Source organism: Pseudomonas sp. B414 (assembly GCF_055408445.1).
Window position 1 is genome coordinate 53,718 of the sequence record NZ_JBUZTQ010000009.1, and the last position, 18,748, is coordinate 72,465.

Genomic DNA, 18,748 nt, shown 5'->3' on the forward strand with positions numbered 1-18,748 from the left:
TTTCAAGCGTTTGGAAAATGACGCAGATCAGCTGAGCGGTCTTTCGATCCAGATCAGTGATGCGAAGCGGCCAGTGCGAGGACTGCGCCGATAGGAGAAAAAGCGCGGATCGGTCACGGTGCAAAAACCGCCACCGTATACCGCGGTGATGCCAAAGCGGGCCAGACGCAAACGCGCCAGCTCATAGATGTTGGCCATAAAACGCCCATCATTGACGCTGGGTACAAAGGCGCTGACGGCCCCGGGCATGTCAGCAACAAAGACTTCGCGAACTTCAGCGCCCACCTCAAAGGCCGTGGGGCCAATGGCCGGGCCCAGCCACACAAGAACCTCCTGTGGCGCAACATTGAGGCTTTGCGCGGCCGCTTCAAGCACCCCGGCCGCCAGCCCGCGCCAACCGGCATGAGCTGCCGCAACGCGAGTGCCGGCACGATCGCAGAACAACGCAGGCAAGCAATCGGCCGTCATTGCCGTGCAGGCAATCCCGGGGGTTGCTGTCCAGCTGGCGTCGGCTTCGACAATCAGTTCGGGATTGGCAGGTACGACCACAACCCCGTGAACCTGGCTGAGCCAAGCGGGCTGTACATCAAAAATATGGGTAAGGCGCTGGCGGTTATGTGCAACAGCGACAGGGTCGTCGCCTACATGGTCGCCCAGGTTGAAGCTGTCGAACGGCGCCAGACTGACGCCGCCCGCACGGGTGGTCACACAGGCCCTGATGCCTGCCGGCGCAGGCCAGTCAGGAATCAGGAAGGTGTTCACCCGATAAATGCCTCACGGTCTTGCTTGAGCAACGTCAGCAACCAGACAAAATCGTCCGGCAGTGCTGATTCCCAGCTCATGCGCTTACCGGTCGTCGGATGGTCCAGCTCGAGGAAACGGGCATGGAGCGCCTGACGCGGGAAGTTTTTCAGGGATTCGACCATGGTGATGCTGGCAGATGGCGGAATACGGAAGCGACCGCCGTAGGCAGGGTCTCCGACCAACGGGAAGTTGATATGGGACATATGCACACGGATCTGGTGCGTACGACCGGTTTCCAGCTTGACCCGCACATGGGTATGGGAACGGAAGCGCTCCAGCACGCGGTAATGACTTACCGCCTGCTTGCCGCCTTCCATTACCGCCATACGCTGGCGCTGCTGGCCGTGACGACCGATGGGCGCGTCAATCTTGCCCCCGGCGGTGACGACACCGATAACGATGCACTCATAGATACGGCTGACACTGCGGCTCTGCAACTGTGTAACCAGTTGCGTCTGCGCCTGAATGGTCTTGGCGACCACCATCAGACCAGTGGTGTCCTTGTCCAGGCGATGCACGATCCCCGCACGCGGCACATTGATAATGTCCGGTACGTGGTGCAGCAAGGCATTGAGCAAAGTACCGCTGGCATGCCCTGCAGCCGGGTGCACCACCAGGCCCGCAGGCTTGTTGATGACCAGGATGTCATCGTCTTCGTAGACGATATCCAGGGGGATGTCTTCAGCGATCCACTCACCCTGGGCTTCCTGCTCTGCAGTCAGCTCCAGGATGGCACCACCATGCACAATGTCACGGGGGCGTATGACCGCTCCGTCCACAGTCAGGCGGCCGTCTTTGATCCAGGCGGAAAGGCGCGAGCGCGAGTGCTCAGCGAATAATTGTGCGGCGACTTGATCGAGGCGTTGGCCACCCAGTTCGGACGGCACCTCTTCGCGAAGTTGAATTTTCTCGGACATGCTCATCAGGACCGCGCCAAGCCTTTGGTTTCGGCTGCGCGCTTGTGGTTAAATACGGCGTCTTTTGCCCCGAGGCTTTTCACGGGGCGCTCATCATAACAGGACGGACCCGCCCAAGACAGCGGCCGTCATAGGGACGCAAGCCGCCATGCAAGTGAGACACCTGCTGCTGATCGCCATCCTCGCACTGACTGCCGCTTGCTCGTCGACTAAAGAAGTCGTTGACGAAAACCTCAGCGAAGTCGAGCTGTACCAGCAGGCACAGGCCGACCTGGACAACCACAGCTATACCAGTGCTACCGCCAAACTCAAGGCTCTGGAGTCACGCTACCCGTTCGGTCGCTATGCCGACCAGGCCCAGCTTGAACTTATTTACGCCTACTACAAGAACTCCGAACCTGAAGCGGCCAAGTCGGCAGCCGAACGGTTTATCCGCCTGCACCCGCAACATCCCAACGTTGATTACGCCTATTACCTTAAAGGCCTGACCTCGTTTGATCAGGACGTGGGCCTGCTGGCGCGCTTCCTGCCGCTGGACATGAGCAAGCGTGACCCTGGCGCTGCCCGTGACTCCTACAACGAGTTCGCCCAGCTCACCAGCCGCTTCCCCAACAGCCGTTACGCACCTGATGCCAAGCAGCGCATGATTTACCTGCGTAACCTGCTGGCAGCGTATGAAATCCACGTAGCCGATTACTACCTGACTCGTCAGGCTTATGTTGCCGCTGCCAACCGTGGTCGCTATGTAGTCGAGAACTTCCAGGAAACCCCTTCGGTCGGTGACGGCCTGGCGGTGATGGTCGAGTCTTACCAGCGCATGCACCTCGACCAGTTGGCCAACACCAGCCTTGAAGTGCTCAAGGCCAACTACCCGGATCACCCGAGCCTGGTTGACGGTCAGTTTGTGCCGCAGGTTTCCGAGTCGGACAACCGCTCGTGGCTGAGCAAGGCCACTCTTGGCCTGATCGAGTCCAGCACACCACTGCCACCGGGTGAAACCCGCGCAAACATGGATATCCAGAAGCAGTATCAGGATGCCAAGGATGCAATCCCGGCCGAGCTGAAGCCAAAAGATGCTGATGGCAACATCATCGAAGAGCCAGAAGCTGAAGGCAAAAGCCGCTCCTGGTTCAGCTACATGACCCTGGGCCTGTTCGACTGATTGTTCAGCGCCCAAAAAAAGAGCCCTGCGGGGCTCTTTTTTTATGTTTGATTTGCCGCTGTGCGCCTGCCGGGACCTTGGCTAAACTGGGGCATCTTTTCTCGAATAGCGAATAACCATGTTTCGTTTACTGATCTGGGCTGCGTTGATTGCTGCGGGTGTTTGGCTGTGGCGCAAATACAAGGCCAGCCTGGCCGAGACCAAAAAACCGGTCGACCCGGGTGTACAACCCATGGTGCGCTGCGCCCACTGTGGCGTGCACCTGCCCCGTGATCGCGCCCTGAGCCAGCAGCAGGAGTGGTATTGCACCCAGCAGCATCTGGAGCAAGGGCCAAAACCAAGAGGCTAAGCCATCTGTAGTCGCTGCCGCAGGCTGCGAAAAGGCCCGTAGGGCCTTCCGCTGCGCACCCCATCGCAGCCTTCGTTCCTCGTCAGCGACTACAGAAATCTCTCATTTTTTTGTAGCCGCTTAAATCCGCCCTTCTGGCGCATAAGGCGCCGGGTCAATAATCGGCTCACGGCCCAGCAACAGGTCAGCAAACAGCTGACAAGAGGCAGGCGCCAGTACCAGCCCGTTGCGATAATGCCCGCAGTTAAGCCACAACCCGTCAAAACCTGACACCCGCCCAATATACGGAATGCCCTCGGGCGAGCCCGGGCGCAAGCCTGCCCAATGCCCTACCACCTCAGCATCAGCCAATGCCGGGATCAATTCGACCGCCGAAGCCTTGAGGCTCTCAAGCGCCGTCAGGGTCGGGGTTTTGTCAAAACCTTCATGCTCCAGCGTACTGCCTATCAGGATATGGCCGTCGCGACGCGGAATCGCATAACGCCCTTTTGCCAGCACCATGCACGACAAAAAGTCGGACGCGCACTTGTACAGGATCATCTGACCCTTGACCGGCTCCACGGGTAATTCAAGGCCCAGGCTACCCAACAGCTCGCCACTCCAGGCCCCCGCCGACAAAACCACCTCATCGCCGCGAACTTCACCTTGGGCGGTATTCACCCCGGCAATTTTCTCGCCTTCGCGGATAAACCCGAGCACTTCACATTGCTCGTAAATCTTGACATTGGGCATAGCCTGCAACGCAGCCTTTAGCGATTTGACCAGCCGCGGATTACGTACATTGGCCACATCGGCCATATAGATGGCACGCGAATAACCACCGCCCAGCACCGGCACTGCATCATTAACCGCCGAAATATCGGTCGCCGCCAGTGGTCGCCCCTCGCGCCCGGCCCACTCCAGCGCCTGGGCTTCATCATCCAGATCCAGCCAGTACAGGCCGGTGGTGTGCACCTCTGGATCTACGCCCGTCGAGGCAAACAAACTCTCGGCCAGTTGCGGGTAAAAGTCCTGCGACCAGTGCGCCAGCGCCGTAACGGCACAGTTGTAGCGCCACGGATAAAGCGGCGAAACAATGCCGCCGCCCGCCCAGGAGGATTCCTGCCCTACCCCGCCACGATCCAGCAGAATCACCTGCTCTACATCAGCCGCCAGATTAAACGCAGTCAGCAGGCCAATAACCCCGCCCCCGACAATTACCACCCGTTGCTGCCTAGCCATCTGTCGATCCAGCCTGTCATTCAAAATCAATCATTAGCGCCCCCAACACTGCTGCAGTGTCAGGCCAGGGGCGGCCTGGGTTATCGCTGCCAAACCGGTATCGGTCAGCGTAAAGCTCCCGCAAGGGTCCCCCGCCATTGCCGAACCCTGTTTAGGCGTTGCCGTCAGCAGGTAGTCGTGATCCGCTAGAGCAACACTGATGTCGTAATGCTGATTACCTGAACGGAGGCCTTGCCATCTGCTATATACCGCGTTTTTGGCATAAAAACGCTCAAGACTTTGGGCTTGTTCCGTCAACAGGACGATGATTTGAGAGCGATAAGCGCGCGTCACATAATCGCCATATAACGGATAAACGAATGCACCAAGGATACCGATGATCATCACTACGATCATCAGTTCGATCAGGGTAAAACCTGCTGCGCATCTATACATCGGGTATTCCCTATTGCAGTTGCCGCCACATGACCCGGTCAAAACTCGGGGCCACAGCCCCTTTTGAAGCCTTGTCCACTGCCTGGTAACGGGCATAAAAACTCTCCAGCACCGTGCGCGACATCCCGCGCCAGCCAATGGCGGTAACGCGATACAAACGGGTAGTGGTCGTCACGGGCAAATGGGCCGGGGTAATACTTGGGCCAAGATTCTGTACGCCATACAGCCCATCCTCAACGCTGACCCAACTCACCCCGGATCCAGGGTCAACTCCCGGTGCTGCCCGGGTGCGCGCCTCCAAGGGCGGGTTACAGCTCACTGGCAAAGTGCACGGCAATACCCCGACCCACTGAATCTCAAGCCAGGCTTCACCACTGGCAAGCGCGGCCTCTGCGGCCTGAAATGAATGGTTGGCATGCTGGATGCCTGCGGCCATTTTTTCCTGCTGCATGGCACTGACCATTGCAGCCATCCCGATCAGACTGAGCAGCGGCATAAAAACCAGGCTTACCAGCAGTGCCATGCCACGCTGACAACTCAATGAAACAAGCATGATGTGAGCCCTACGTCAGCCGGTTACGCAAGGCGACTTCCAGCTGATAGACCTGATCCTTGACTCGCCCCGCGGGGTCTCGCAATGTCAGGCCAATACGCACGCTGCGCAGGCTGGAAGCATTTCTTGCAAGCTTTTCATAGCGCAGTACCGACTGTGCACCTGCCGAACCGGCTACACCAAAACTCACGTCAAATGCAGCCACATTGTCGATCAGCACCGTTTTATTGGGTCCTGTCTTCAACTGGCCATTTTCAAAACGGTAAAACAACTCTCGCAGGGGAAATCCCGTTTCACCGGGAGCCAAAGACAATTTTGCCCCAGGGTAGGCTTGGGCAAAGGTTGCGCAGTCGGAGACCACCGTCCAGTCGGCCCTGGCCGCCTGAAGCCCCACGCCCGAACTGATCATACGCAACGCCCCTCGATGCCAGGACACCGGCGTTTTAAATACTGCAGGCGCATCAACGATACGATCGAGCGAAAGACAACCAAACATGCCCGCCATGCGTATCTCCTGCGCCAGCTTGCTCAGCACAAAACGCGCATCCTCTTGCAGCATTGCCGATGAACGCTGACTTAGATACGTCTCTCGACTGCTCAAGAACAGTTGTGTCATGCCCAGTACTACCAGCATTCCCAGCGCCAGAGCAACCATCAGCTCGATCAGGCCAAAACCTGAACCCGGTTTGTTCATGATGACCTGGCCTTGGCACGCAACTGATCCTGCCTGCTGTAGGCAACGAAACTGTCCTGGGTATTTATCAGCGCGCTTGCCGTAAGCCTCAAGGCACTGAGTTGCATCCCGGCAGAACCCAACAGGCTGATAAACAGAATCAACAGCGCGATAAGCACTTCGATCAAGGTCATCCCGTGTTGCCGGCTTCTATCTAATCGAGGCATCCGAACCATCCATATCAGTGGGGTCAACGACACGTCCTGTGCCGCACAGACAAAAGCCTAGCCCCGCTCACGGCTCCCCACAGTAGGAAGAAGCCAAGCAATGCCATCTGACTATTCGTCTGATTTTGTGAGCCGTTAACGGCCAACAAATATGCCGAAACCATTGCCAGGCATCTTTAGCGACAGGCTCAGCTATACAGAGAACACACACCTGAAACGTCCAGGAAGGACACTGTGTATCAACGTGGCATAAGTTTGATCCAGCTACTGCTGACGCTGATGATCGTGGCAATTACGGCCCGATTTACCAGCCCGGCCTATAGCGTCCTCATAGAGCATCAACAGCGTCAGGTGGCTGCTGAACAGCTGGCCAGCAGCCTGCGTAACGCTCGCGCCCAAGCATTGCTGCGCCAGCAATATGTGGTGGTTTATGCACGCGAAGGGGACTGGAGCCAGGGCTGGCGGACTATTCTGGACTTGAGTGGCAAGGGCCATATGGACAAGAGCAACCCGGTACTGGTCGAGGCACAGGGCAGTGGCCGCATACCCATCGCGGGCAATACACCGGTTAAACAGTATGTGCGGTTCAGCCCGCTGGGGGAGCCACTGCTAAGCGGGGGCGCCTTTCAGGCCGGAACACTGCATATTTGTCAGGCAGGGACTGCGCAGAGCCACTATCAAGTGGTGCTGGCAAAGAGCGGGCGTATCAGCCTGCGCAGCGATAAAACTGCACAGGCGTTATGCCGGTACGCTTAGGTGATGGCGCGAACGCGCAACTCTTTGGGCATGGAGAACGTAACATTCTCTTCGCGACCGGCCAGCTCATCGGCACCGGTTGCGCCCCAGGCATGCAGCTGCTGAATCACGCCGCGCACCAGTACTTCAGGGGCCGAAGCACCGGCGGTAATACCAATGCTTTTCACCCCGTCGAACCAGGTTTTTTGCAGGTCTTCGGCACCGTCGATCAGGTAGGCCGGGGTCTGCATGCGTTCAGCCAGCTCGCGCAGGCGATTGGAGTTGGAGCTATTCGGGCTGCCCACCACCAACACCACATCGCACTCGTCGGCCAGTTGTTTGACCGCATCCTGACGGTTTTGCGTGGCGTAGCAGATATCGTCCTTGCGCGGCCCGCCAATGGCCGGGAAACGCGAACGCAGGGCGTCGATCACACGGCTGGTGTCATCCATCGACAAGGTGGTCTGGGTCACAAAGGCCAGTTTTTCCGGGTCTTTGACCTGCAGGTTGGCGACGTCCTTTTCATCTTCGACCAGATAGATCGCGCCACCATTTCTGGCATCGTACTGACCCATGGTGCCTTCGACTTCCGGGTGACCGGCGTGGCCAATCAGGATGCACTCACGACCGTCACGGCTATAGCGCGCCACTTCGATATGCACCTTGGTGACCAGCGGGCAGGTTGCGTCAAACACCTTGAGCCCACGCCCGGTGGCCTCTGTACGCACAGCCTGGGAAACACCGTGGGCACTGAAGATGACGATGACGTCGTCCGGCACCTGGTCCAGTTCTTCGACAAAGATCGCGCCACGGGAGCGCAGGTCTTCAACGACAAATTTGTTGTGCACCACTTCGTGGCGAACATAGATAGGCGGACCGAATACTTCCAGAGCACGATTGACGATTTCAATCGCACGGTCCACCCCGGCGCAGAAGCCACGGGGGTTGGCGAGTTTGATATGCATGCTGGGCCTCGTGGGACGCGCAGAAAAATAATGCCAATCAGGCCCGGCCGCAGCCGGGCACTGAATTACAGCGCTTGAACGTCTTTGATTTCCACGTCGAAGGTCAGGGTCTTGCCTGCCAACGGGTGGTTGAAATCAATAGTGACTTGCTCGTCATCGAACTCTTTGACCACACCCGGAAGCTCGGTGTTGGCCGCGTCGTTGAAGATCACCAGCAAACCTTGCGACAACTCCATGTCCTTGAACTGCGAACGCGGAATGATCTGCACATTTTGCGGGTTGGGCTGGCCAAAGGCGTTTTCCGGAAGAATCTCCAGAGTGCGCTTGTCGCCTGCCTTGAAACCGAACAATGCTGCTTCAAAACCTGGCAGCAGACTGCCGTCACCCACCTTGAAAGTAGCTGGGGATTTGTCGAAAGTGCTGTCGACAGTGTCGCCATTCTCAAGACGCAAAGCGAAATGCAGAGTGACCTGCGTGTTCTGACCAATACGCTGCTCAGTCATGAGCGGGTTCTCCGGACTTTTTACTTTTAAACATATCCAGCGCCAGCATCACGGCACCTACGCAAATCGCACTGTCGGCGAAGTTGAACGCAGGGAAATACCAGCGATTTTGCCAATGCACCAAAATGAAATCGACTACATGGCCGTAGACAATACGGTCATACAAATTACCCAGTGCGCCGCCCAGAATCAGGGCAAGAGCGATGGCCAACCAGGTATCACTGCGTCCAAGACGCTTGAGCCAGACCACCAGCACGGCACTGACCACGACCGCGATCAGTGCAAACAGCCAACGCTGCCAGCCGGCACTGTCAGCCAGAAAGCTGAAGGCCGCACCGGTGTTGTAGGCCAGTGTCCAGCTGAAGAGATCCGGGATCACTACAATCTGCTGATACATCTGCAGCGAGTTGTCGAAGTAGACCTTGCTGGTCAGGTCGATGACCAGGACCAGCACAGTCAACCAGAGCCAGCCCAGGCGCCCGAAGCGCCCGGTAGTGCTGGTATTAGGCATAGTGACGTACCTCGCCGGCGCCGCTGATGTTGTCGACGCAACGACCGCAGATCTCCGGATGCTCCGGGTTCACGCCGACGTCTTCACGGCAGTGCCAGCAACGGGCGCACTTGGCATGGGCCGACTTGACCACCTTGAGCTTGAGACCTGCCACTTCGGTAACCACGGCATCCGCTGGCGCCTGCACGAAGGGTGCAACGCTGGCGGTGGACGTGATCAGTACGAAGCGCAGTTCATTGCTCAGCTTGGCCAGGTCCGCTGCCAGGGCATCTTCGGCGAACAGGGTGACTTCAGCCTGCAAGTTGCCACCAATGGCCTTGGCCGCGCGCAGGTTTTCCATCTCTTTGTTGACCGCTACCTTGACCGCCATGATCCGCTCCCAGTAGGCGCGATCCAGCTCGGTGCCTTCCGGCAGTTCAGTCAGGCCTTCGTACCAGGTGTTGAGCATGACCGATTCGTTGCGCTCGCCCGGCAGGTATTGCCACAGCTCGTCGGCAGTGAATGCCAGGATCGGCGCGATCCAGCGCACCAGCGCTTCAGAGATGTGGAACAGTGCGGTCTGGCACGAACGACGGGCCTTGCTGTCGGCGCCCGTGGTGTACTGACGATCCTTGATGATGTCCAGGTAGAAACCGCCCAGCTCCTGCACGCAGAAGTTGTGCACCTTGGAATACACGTTCCAGAAGCGGTATTCACCGTAGTGCAGCTCAAGTTCACGCTGCAGCAGCAGGGCACGGTCCACGGCCCAACGGTCCAGTGCCAGCATTTCTTCGGCAGGCAGGATGTCGGTAGCCGGGTTGAAGCCGGTCAGGTTCGACAACAGGAAGCGCGCGGTGTTACGGATACGCCGGTAGGCATCGGCGCTGCGCTGCAGGATCTGGTCGGAAACCGCGATTTCACCCGAGTAGTCGGTGGAAGCCACCCACAGACGCATGATGTCGGCACCAAGGGTGTCATTGACCTTTTGCGGTGCAATCACGTTGCCCAGGGATTTGGACATCTTGCGCCCTGCTTCGTCCACGGTGAAGCCGTGGGTCAGCAGTTCGCGGTACGGCGCGTGGTTGTCGATGGCACAACCGGTCAGCAACGAGGAATGGAACCAGCCACGGTGCTGGTCGGAACCTTCCAGGTACAGGTCGGCACGCGGACCAGTCTCGTGACCCATCGGGTGCGAGCCGCGCAGAACATGCCAGTGCGTGGTGCCCGAATCGAACCACACGTCCAGGGTGTCGCTGATCTTGTCGTACAGCGGCGCTTCGTCGCCCAGCAGTTCGGCGGCGTCCATCTTGAACCAGGCTTCGATGCCTTCGACTTCAACGCGCTTGGCCACTTCTTCCATCATTTCGACGGTACGCGGGTGCAGCTCGCCGCTTTCCTTGTGCAGGAAGAACGGGATCGGCACGCCCCAGTTGCGCTGACGCGAGATGCACCAGTCCGGACGGTTGGCGATCATCGAATGCAGGCGCGCCTGGCCCCAAGCCGGTACGAACTGGGTGTCTTCAATAGCCTGAAGCGCACGGGTACGCAGGGTGTCGCCAGCCGTTGGCTGCTTGTCCATACCGATAAACCACTGCGCAGTGGCGCGGTAGATCAGCGGAGTCTTGTGGCGCCAGCAGTGCATGTAGCTGTGGCTGATGGTTTCGGTGAACATCAGCGCACCGGCTTCGATCAGCTTGTCGATGATGTTCTGGTTGGCCTTCCAGATGAACTGGCCGCCGAAGAACTCAAGCGATGGCACGTATACGCCATTGCTTTGCACTGGATTGATAATGTCGTCGTTGACCATGCCATAGGCTTTGCAGGTCACGAAGTCGTCTACGCCGTAAGCCGGGGCAGAGTGAACCACGCCAGTGCCAGCACCCAGTTCAACGTACTCGGCCAGGTAAACCGGCGACAGGCGATCGTAGAACGGATGACGGAAATTGATCAGTTCCAGTGCCGCACCGGTGGTGGTGGCAACAACCGAACCTTGCAGGTCGTAGCGCGCCAGGCACGACTCGACCAGTTCTTCGGCCAGTACCAGCAGCTTGTCGCCCACGTCGACCAGCGCGTAGGTGAATTCCGGGTGCACGTTAAGCGCCTGGTTGGCCGGAATGGTCCACGGGGTAGTGGTCCAGATCACGATCGCAGCAGGTTTGCTCAGTGCCGCCAGTCCAAAGGACTCGGCCAGTTTGGCATCATCGGCAACCGGGAAGGCAACGTCGATGGCAGCAGACTTCTTGTCCTGGTATTCGACTTCAGCTTCGGCCAAGGCCGAACCACAATCAAAGCACCAGTTCACCGGCTTGAGGCCTTTGAACACGAAACCGCCCTTGACGATTTCGGCCAAGGCACGGATTTCACCGGCTTCGTTTTTGAAGTCCATGGTTTTGTACGGGTTGGCGAAATCACCCAGCACACCCAGACGGATGAACTCGGATTTCTGCCCTTCGATCTGCTCGGTGGCGTAGGCACGGCACAGCTCGCGGGTTTTATCCGCAGGCAGGTTCTTACCGTGAGTCACTTCAACCTTGTGCTCAATCGGCAAGCCGTGGCAATCCCAGCCCGGCACGTACGGCGCGTCAAAACCCGACAGGGTCTTGGAGCGGATGATCATGTCTTTCAGAATCTTGTTCAGCGCATGACCGATATGGATTGTGCCGTTGGCATACGGAGGACCGTCGTGAAGTACGAACTTCGGACGATCCTTGCCAATCTCGCGCAACTTCCCGTACAGGCCAATGCTGTCCCAGCGCTGCAAAATTTGCGGTTCGCGCTGTGGCAGGCCGGCCTTCATTGGGAAGGCGGTGTCCGGGAGGTTTAGCGTGGCTTTGTAGTCGGTCATTTCAGGCTCTTTTTAAGCGGTTGACCCAGCCAATAGGCTCGGGCGGCGGCGACGTCCGCATTGATCGCCGTCTTGAGCGCCTCCAGGGAGGCGAAACGCTGCTCATCACGCAGCTTGTGGTGGAATGCCACGTTCAGACGCCGACCATACAGATCGCCGGCGAAATCCAACAGATGTACTTCAAGATGGGCGCTGCCATCCCCTGCTACGGTTGGCCGCACGCCGATATTGGCGACGCCGGGCCAGGTTTTACCATCGATCTCGACGCTGGCCAGGTACACCCCGGTCAACGGCACACGACGACGCTTGAGCTGGATATTGGCGGTCGGCGTGCCCAATTGGCGCGCCAGTTTTTGCCCGTGCAATACCCGGCCAGCGATTTGAAAAGGACGCCCCAGCAAACGTTCTGCCAGGGAGAAATCGGCGCCAGCGAGGGCGTCACGCACCTTGGTGCTGCTGATTCGTACACCGTCCAGCTCGACGGTTTGCGCCGCCTCGACGGTAAAGCCCTGCATCTGGCCAGCTTGCTGCAAAAAGTCAAAGTCGCCGACGCGGTCGCAGCCAAAACGGAAGTCGTCACCGACCTCCAGATGCTGCACACCCAGGCCGTCGACCAGAATGGTATCGACGAACTCGGCAGCGCTGAGCTTGCACAGACGTTGATTGAATGCCAGGCACAGCACCCGGTCGACTCCGGCGTCAGCCAGCAGTTGCAGCTTGTCGCGCAACCGGGCCAGACGTGCCGGAGCCGTATCCGGGGCAAAGAATTCGCGCGGCTGCGGCTCGAAAATCACCACGCAGCTGGGCACGCCCAACTCCAGTGCACGCTCACGCAGCCGGCCCAGGATAGCCTGGTGACCACGGTGTACACCGTCAAAGTTGCCAATAGTGGCGACACAGCCCCGATGCTGGGGCCGCAGATTGTGAAGGCCTAGAACCAGCTGCATAACGCGCTTCTTGCTCATAAAGTGGTCGATTATAACCACACCCGGCCCAGTACGACAGGCAACAGCGCAAGGCAAATCGGGTCAATTCGACAAAATCGACGTCTGACCCGTAATTAGCTTACATAAGTGACTTGCGGGCGAAATCCTTCAAACGCAAGCCCAACAGCAGCAGCATACCGAAATACGCCAGCACGCCAGCAACCACCAGCCCGCCCAGACGAATAAAACGCTCCAGCATATTGCCGTGATCCCAGGCTGGCATCAGCTGCATCAAGCCCAGCAATACCGCCGACATCACCGTCACGGCCAACACCAGCTTGAACAGGTATTTGATCCAGCCCGGCTGCGCGACAAACAATTTTTGCCGGCGCAATTGCCAGAACAGCAACCCGGCATTGATGCAGGCGCCTACGCTGATGGCCAACGCCAGACCGGCATGCTGCAACGGTACAATAAACACCAGGTTGAGCAATTGCGTCACCACCAGGGTGAAGACGGCGATTTTGACCGGGGTGCGAATGTTCTGCTGTGCATAAAAGCCTGGCGCCAGCACCTTGATAATGATGATCCCGAGCAAGCCCAGCGAATAAGCGATCAATGCTCGCTGGGTCATGGCCGCATCCAGCGCGGTGAACTGGCCGTATTGGAACAGCGAAACGGTCAGTGGCTCGGACAAAATGGCCAGCGCCAGGGAACATGGCAGCACCAGCACAAAACACAAGCGCAAGCCCCAGTCGAGAATCCGCGAATACTCCTGGCGGTCTTTGTTGGCGTAGGTCTTGGACAGGGTTGGCAACAGGATGGTGCCCAGCGCCACGCCCAGAACCCCTGAAGGCAACTCCATCAGACGATCCGCGTAGTACATCCACGACACCGATCCGGCCACAAGGAACGAGGCAAATATCGTATTGATGATCAGAGAAATCTGACTAACCGAGACCCCAAGGATGGCTGGCAGCATCTGCTTCATCACCCGCCACACACCGGTATCGCGCAAATTGAGCCGTGGCAGCACCAGCATGCCGATCTTTTTCAGGTGCGGAAGCTGGAACAGCAACTGCGCCAGACCACCGACCAGCACCGCCCAACCCAGAGCCATGACCGGCGGATCGAAGTACGGCGTGAGGAACAACGCAAAAATAATCATGCTGACGTTAAGCAGGGTCGGCACAAAGGCCGGCACTGCAAAACGGTTCCAGGTATTGAGGATCGCCCCGGCCAGGGAGGACAGTGAGATCAGCAATATATAGGGGAAGGTGACCCGCAGCATGTCGCTGGTGAGCTCGAATTTTTCCGGGGTTGTGGCAAATCCGGGAGCCGTAGCCCAGATGACCCAGGGGGCCGCCACCATGCCCAGCACCGTGACAATGGCCAGCACCAGGGTCAACAACCCGGCGACATAAGCGACAAAAGTACGGGTCGCCTCCTCGCCTTGCTGGCTTTTGTATTCGGCAAGAATCGGCACGAAGGCCTGGGAAAAAGCGCCCTCGGCAAAGATCCTGCGCAGCAGATTGGGCAGTTTAAAGGCAATAAAGAACGCATCCGTGGCCATCCCGGCACCAAAGGCACGGGCAATAATGGTGTCGCGAATGAAGCCCAGAACCCTGGAAATCATGGTGATTGAGCTGACGGCAGCCAACGACTTGAGCAAATTCATTGAAAGAGTTTTTGCCTATAGAGAAAGAGCAGGCGAACAAAGCGCCCACTTATGCGATACTGCGCGCCGCAACAGCACAGAGCCAAGCTCGCGAGTTTACAGGTCAAGCGCCGGAAATAAATATCCCGTCTGCCTCGATCCACCACTCAGCGGATCGCATCAAACGCCCTTGACAAGAGATCTCGTCATCGGCATGATTCGCGGCCTATTTTGTTTGTTATTTCCCAAAAGTCTTTCGAGGAGCTCGACGGTGGCCAACACACCTTCCGCCAAAAAACGTGCAAAACAGGCTGAGAAGCGTCGCAGCCACAACGCCAGCCTGCGTTCCATGGTTCGTACCTACATCAAGAATGTAGTTAAAGCCATCGACGCAAAAGACGCTGCTAAAGCGCAAGCTGCTTATGTTCTGGCTGTACCTGTTATCGACCGTATGGCCGATAAAGGCATCATCCACAAGAACAAAGCTGCTCGCCATAAGAGCCGCCTGAATGGCCACGTCAAGGCGTTGAACCTTGCGACTGCCGCTTAAGCGATAAGCTTTTTAAAAAACCGACCTTAGGGTCGGTTTTTTATTGCCCGGAATTTGCCCCGTACAATAAAAAACCGCGACAAGCGCGGTTTTTTTTGGACAGGCTTTACTCGTGCGGCCACGGCAAAATCGGAATGGCCGTCACCGCATTCTGCGGACTGCCCTCGATCAAACGGTCGCTGTACACCAGATACACCAGCGTATTGCGCTTTTTATCAAGGAAACGCACTACCTGCATGGTCTTGAAGACCAGCGATGTGCGCTCCTTGAACACCTCATCACCGTCTTTCAGATCGCCTTTGAAGCTGATCGGCCCGGTCTGACGGCAGGCAATCGACGCTTCAGCGCGATCTTCAGCCAAACCCAGACCACCCTTCATACCACCCGTCTTGGCACGAGACAGGTAACAGGTCACGCCATCAACCTTCGGATCATCAAACGCTTCGACCACGATGCGATCATTGGGCCCGACAAATTTGAAGACCGTGGACACCGAACCAATCTCTTCGGCCGACGCCAGCAACGGCATCGCCAGCATCAACCCCAAAAAACCGCCAATCAAGCGCATACCACACCTCAAATTCATACCAGAATCAGGTTATCGCGATGAACCAGCTCAGGTTCCGCCATATACCCCAACAAGCCGACAATCGCATCTGACGATTGTCCGATAATCTTTTGCGCCTCGGCAGCACTGTAGTTTGCCAGACCACGGGCAATCTCCCGCCCGTCCGGCGCCACACAGACCACCATCTCACCACGACGAAAACCACCCTGAACCGCCTTGACCCCAACCGGTAACAGGCTTTTATTGCCCTTGGACAAGGCCGCCACAGCCCCCTCATCCAGCACCAGGGTGCCACGGGTTTGCAGGTGCCCGGCCAGCCACTGCTTGCGCGCAGCCAGCAGACCACGCTCAGGGGACAGCAAGGTTCCGAGGCGCTCACCCGCCTTCAAACGATCGAGCACGCGCTCCAGGCGCCCACCCACGATGATCGTGTGTGCACCGGAACGCGCCGCCAGGCGCGCCGCACGCAGCTTGGTCTGCATACCGCCACGCCCCAGGGCACCACCCGTACCGCCCGCTACCGCATCCAGCGCCGGATCATCGGCACGAGCTTCGTAAATCATCTTGGCATCAGGGTTGTTGCGTGGATCAGCATCAAACATGCCGTCGCGATCGGTCAGAATCACCAGCAGATCAGCCTCGACCAGATTGGCCACCAGCGCTGCCAGCGTGTCGTTGTCACCAAAACGAATTTCGTCCGTGACCACCGTGTCATTTTCATTGATAACCGGGATCACACCCAATTCCACCAGCGCACGCAGGGTGCTGCGGGCATTGAGATAGCGTTTGCGATCAGACAGATCGTCATGGGTCAGCAGGATTTGCGCGGTATGCCGGGAATGCTCGGCAAAGCTCGACTCCCAGGCCTGCACCAAGCCCATCTGGCCAATGGCCGCAGCGGCTTGCAGTTCATGCATGGCACTCGGTCGCACCGTCCAGCCCAAGCGGCTCATCCCGGCCGCAACCGCACCCGAAGACACCAGCACCAGCTCTACACCAGCCTCGTGCAGCGCCACCATCTGCTCAACCCAAACGCCCATCGCCGCGCGATCCAGGCCCTTGCCATCCGCTGTCAGCAACGCGCTACCGATCTTCACGACCCAGCGCTGCGCACCCGTCACCTTGCTCCGCATCATCATCCAACCTATGCCTGAGAGCAGCGCGACCGAGCGCCACCCATGGAATTATTTTTGATTACCAAATCGTAGATGCTAAAACGCCGCTCATTGAGCGCAATGTTGTTCACTTAAGCGATTTCAACCCCTGTGGGAGCGGGCTTGCCCGCGATGGTCGTAAACGATGACGCGCATTTACTTAGTAAATGCGGCGCTCAGAAGACCATCGCGGGCAAGCCCGCTCCCACAATTGAGTAGCGTTGCTCTTAAGTGAACAGCATTGCGCTCATTGAGCGGCGCTGTAGTTTACTGCAACGAATCAGTCGCGGACGTAAATGATTTCCGGACCATCTTCATCATCAACATCTTCTTCATCCCAGTCATCGTCACCGATGTCATGGACGCTCTTCACACCACTGCGACGCAGGGCACGCTTGTCATCCAGCGCCTGCAACTGCGCACGCGCCTCATCTTCGATACGCTGATCCAGCTCGGCCAACTCTTCCTTGTAGGCAGGGTCAGCGGCCAGACGATCAGCACGATCTTCCAGATAACGCATAATGTCGTGGCACAGCTTGTCGGTACCGATCTTGGCAATAGCCGAGATCACGTAAACCGGACCGGCCCACTCAAGGCGATCAACCACTTCCTTGACGCGCGCATCGTGCTCGTCTTGCGGCAACGAATCGCACTTGTTCAGCACCAGCCAGCGGTCACGCTCAGCCAGCGACGGGCTGAACTTGGTCAACTCGTTAACGATGACTTCAGCGGTATCAGCAGCGCTTTCAGTGCCTTCAACCGGCGCCATATCAACGAGGTGCAGCAACAAACGGGTACGCGCCAAGTGCTTGAGGAAGCGAATCCCCAGGCCCGCGCCGTCGGATGCACCTTCGATCAGGCCAGGAATATCAGCAATCACAAAGCTCTTCCAGCGATCCACGCTGACCACACCCAGGTTCGGCACCAGGGTGGTGAACGGATAATCCGCCACTTTTGGCTTGGCTGCAGACACCGAGCGGATAAAGGTACTCTTGCCGGCATTCGGCAAGCCCAGCAGACCTACGTCAGCCAGTACTTTCAATTCCAGTTTCAGGTCACGCTGCTCACCCGGCTTGCCCGGAGTGGTCTGGCGCGGAGCACGGTTGGTACTGGACTTGAAACGGGTGTTACCCAGACCGTGCCAGCCACCATGCACCACCAGCAAACGCTGACCGGCCTTGGTCAGGTCACCGATGATTTCCTGGGTACCGGCGTCAATCACGGTCGTGCCGACCGGAACGCGCAGCTCCAGATCTTCACCCTTGCGACCCGTGCAATCGGTACTGCCGCCGCTCGAACCGCGCTGGGCGTCGAAGTGACGGGTATAACGATAGTCAACCAGGGTGTTGAGGTTTTCGTCGGCGATCATATAGATCGAGCCGCCATCACCACCATCACCACCGTTTGGCCCACCGTTCTCGATGAACTTCTCACGACGGAAACTCATGCAACCGTTACCACCGTCGCCTGCTTTTACTTTGATCGATACTTCATCTACAAACTTCATAACAAAACGCGCCTCTCGTCATCAGGACGAGCCGATAAAAACCAAGACATAAGACTCTTGCAAAAATGAGCGCAGCGACCTCAATCAACGACCGTTAAATCCAGCGCCAGCAGCCCATACAAACAGTTTTGCAAGAGACTCACCCCACAAACGAAAAAGCCCCGTCGCAAGACAGGGCTCTTCCAGCTACCAAGCTATTACGCCGCGACGACTGCAGTCTTCGGAACGATGCTTACATAGCGACGACCGAAGGCGCCTTTAACCTGGAACTTGATCACGCCTTCCACTTTCGCGAACAGGGTGTGATCTTTGCCCATACCAACGCCGTAGCCAGCGTGGAATTGGGTGCCGCGCTGACGCACGATGATGTTGCCCGGAATGATAGCCTGGCCGCCATACATCTTCACGCCAAGGCGTTTGGCTTCTGAGTCGCGACCGTTACGGGTACTACCACCAGCTTTTTTGTGTGCCATGAGTCAATTCTCCTAGTGAGGAATTAGGCTGAAA

General features: G+C 57.8%; 21 protein-coding genes. 4 read left to right on the top strand and 17 right to left on the bottom strand.

The window, feature by feature from the left end; translation table 11 throughout:
- Positions 1 to 27 precede the first annotated feature (27 nt).
- The gene (gene pgeF, locus ACZRMH_RS10290) at positions 28 to 762 is read right to left on the bottom strand and encodes a peptidoglycan editing factor PgeF (protein ID WP_464013350.1); all 735 of its coding nucleotides are present in this window, start codon (positions 760 to 762) and stop codon (positions 28 to 30) included.
- Entirely contained in the window at positions 759 to 1,721 is a 963-nt protein-coding gene (rluD, locus tag ACZRMH_RS10295; RefSeq protein WP_464013351.1) for a 23S rRNA pseudouridine(1911/1915/1917) synthase RluD, read from the bottom strand. Before rluD ends, pgeF begins: the two co-directional genes overlap by 4 nt.
- A gap of 148 nt (positions 1,722 to 1,869) precedes the next feature.
- Here rluD and ACZRMH_RS10300 point away from each other — a divergent pair, with 148 nt between their 5' ends.
- On the top strand, positions 1,870 to 2,883 hold the full coding sequence (locus ACZRMH_RS10300) for an outer membrane protein assembly factor BamD (protein WP_464013352.1): 1,014 nt from the start codon (positions 1,870 to 1,872) through the stop codon (positions 2,881 to 2,883).
- A 118-nt stretch (positions 2,884 to 3,001) separates the two neighbouring features.
- On the top strand, positions 3,002 to 3,232 hold the full coding sequence (locus ACZRMH_RS10305) for a PP0621 family protein (RefSeq protein ID WP_464013353.1): 231 nt from the start codon (positions 3,002 to 3,004) through the stop codon (positions 3,230 to 3,232).
- Between the two features lie 120 nt (positions 3,233 to 3,352).
- On the opposite strand, the gene thiO is transcribed toward ACZRMH_RS10305, so the two are convergent.
- The 5 genes from thiO to pilV are packed head-to-tail and all read right to left on the bottom strand — an operon-like array spanning position 3,353 to position 6,341.
- Complete coding sequence (gene thiO / locus ACZRMH_RS10310) at positions 3,353 to 4,453, bottom strand: glycine oxidase ThiO (RefSeq protein WP_464013354.1); 1,101 nt, start codon at positions 4,451 to 4,453, stop codon at positions 3,353 to 3,355.
- Positions 4,454 to 4,486: 33 nt separating this feature from the next.
- Complete coding sequence (locus tag ACZRMH_RS10315; protein ID WP_464013355.1) at positions 4,487 to 4,888, bottom strand: type IV pilin protein; 402 nt, start codon at positions 4,886 to 4,888, stop codon at positions 4,487 to 4,489.
- 10 nt (positions 4,889 to 4,898) lie between these two features.
- The gene (locus ACZRMH_RS10320; RefSeq protein ID WP_464013356.1) at positions 4,899 to 5,441 is read right to left on the bottom strand and encodes a pilus assembly PilX family protein; all 543 of its coding nucleotides are present in this window, start codon (positions 5,439 to 5,441) and stop codon (positions 4,899 to 4,901) included.
- A gap of 10 nt (positions 5,442 to 5,451) precedes the next feature.
- The gene (locus ACZRMH_RS10325) at positions 5,452 to 6,135 is read right to left on the bottom strand and encodes a PilW family protein (RefSeq protein WP_464013357.1); all 684 of its coding nucleotides are present in this window, start codon (positions 6,133 to 6,135) and stop codon (positions 5,452 to 5,454) included.
- A complete protein-coding gene (gene pilV, locus ACZRMH_RS10330) occupies positions 6,132 to 6,341 on the bottom strand; it encodes a type IV pilus modification protein PilV (protein WP_464013358.1) in 210 nt (69 codons plus the stop codon). The genes ACZRMH_RS10325 and pilV overlap by 4 nt, the downstream gene beginning before the upstream one ends.
- Positions 6,342 to 6,590: 249 nt before the next feature.
- On the opposite strand from pilV, the gene ACZRMH_RS10335 reads away from it, so the two are divergent.
- On the top strand, positions 6,591 to 7,097 hold the full coding sequence (locus tag ACZRMH_RS10335) for a GspH/FimT family pseudopilin (protein WP_464013429.1): 507 nt from the start codon (positions 6,591 to 6,593) through the stop codon (positions 7,095 to 7,097).
- Here the strand turns inward: ACZRMH_RS10335 and ispH are convergent.
- The 6 genes from ispH to murJ form a co-directional block, all read right to left on the bottom strand.
- Positions 7,094 to 8,041, bottom strand: coding sequence for a 4-hydroxy-3-methylbut-2-enyl diphosphate reductase (gene ispH, locus ACZRMH_RS10340; RefSeq protein ID WP_464013359.1), 948 nt, complete (start codon positions 8,039 to 8,041; stop codon positions 7,094 to 7,096). The genes ACZRMH_RS10335 and ispH overlap by 4 nt on opposite strands.
- Positions 8,042 to 8,106: 65 nt before the next feature.
- Complete coding sequence (fkpB, locus tag ACZRMH_RS10345) at positions 8,107 to 8,544, bottom strand: FKBP-type peptidyl-prolyl cis-trans isomerase (RefSeq protein ID WP_086795845.1); 438 nt, start codon at positions 8,542 to 8,544, stop codon at positions 8,107 to 8,109.
- Entirely contained in the window at positions 8,537 to 9,055 is a 519-nt protein-coding gene (gene lspA / locus ACZRMH_RS10350; protein ID WP_464013360.1) for a signal peptidase II, read from the bottom strand. The genes fkpB and lspA overlap by 8 nt, the downstream gene beginning before the upstream one ends.
- Positions 9,048 to 11,879: an isoleucine--tRNA ligase gene (gene ileS, locus ACZRMH_RS10355; RefSeq protein WP_464013361.1), complete on the bottom strand. Its 2,832-nt coding sequence runs from the start codon at positions 11,877 to 11,879 to the stop codon at positions 9,048 to 9,050. Before ileS ends, lspA begins: the two co-directional genes overlap by 8 nt.
- Entirely contained in the window at positions 11,876 to 12,826 is a 951-nt protein-coding gene (gene ribF / locus ACZRMH_RS10360; protein WP_464013362.1) for a bifunctional riboflavin kinase/FAD synthetase, read from the bottom strand. The genes ileS and ribF overlap by 4 nt, the downstream gene beginning before the upstream one ends.
- Before the next feature lie 118 nt (positions 12,827 to 12,944).
- Positions 12,945 to 14,483, bottom strand: coding sequence for a murein biosynthesis integral membrane protein MurJ (gene murJ / locus ACZRMH_RS10365; RefSeq protein ID WP_464013363.1), 1,539 nt, complete (start codon positions 14,481 to 14,483; stop codon positions 12,945 to 12,947).
- Between the two features lie 250 nt (positions 14,484 to 14,733).
- Between murJ and rpsT the strand changes: the two genes are divergently transcribed.
- Positions 14,734 to 15,012 carry a 30S ribosomal protein S20 gene (gene rpsT, locus ACZRMH_RS10370; RefSeq protein ID WP_003443902.1) on the top strand — a complete coding sequence of 93 codons (279 nt, stop codon included), beginning with the start codon at positions 14,734 to 14,736 and terminating at the stop codon, positions 15,010 to 15,012.
- Between the two features lie 106 nt (positions 15,013 to 15,118).
- Here the strand turns inward: rpsT and ACZRMH_RS10375 are convergent, their stop codons facing one another.
- From ACZRMH_RS10375 to rpmA, 4 genes are all read right to left on the bottom strand, one after another.
- On the bottom strand, positions 15,119 to 15,580 hold the full coding sequence (locus ACZRMH_RS10375) for a CreA family protein (protein ID WP_464013364.1): 462 nt from the start codon (positions 15,578 to 15,580) through the stop codon (positions 15,119 to 15,121).
- Positions 15,581 to 15,594: 14 nt separating this feature from the next.
- Positions 15,595 to 16,713, bottom strand: a complete 1,119-nt coding sequence (gene proB, locus ACZRMH_RS10380) for a glutamate 5-kinase (protein WP_019824017.1) — start codon at positions 16,711 to 16,713, stop codon at positions 15,595 to 15,597.
- 301 nt (positions 16,714 to 17,014) lie between these two features.
- Positions 17,015 to 18,241 (bottom strand): Obg family GTPase CgtA, encoded by a 1,227-nt coding sequence (gene cgtA, locus ACZRMH_RS10385; protein WP_464013365.1) that lies wholly within the window; start codon positions 18,239 to 18,241, stop codon positions 17,015 to 17,017.
- 197 nt (positions 18,242 to 18,438) lie between these two features.
- Complete coding sequence (rpmA, locus tag ACZRMH_RS10390) at positions 18,439 to 18,714, bottom strand: 50S ribosomal protein L27 (RefSeq protein ID WP_003443913.1); 276 nt, start codon at positions 18,712 to 18,714, stop codon at positions 18,439 to 18,441.
- Positions 18,715 to 18,748 lie beyond the last annotated feature (34 nt).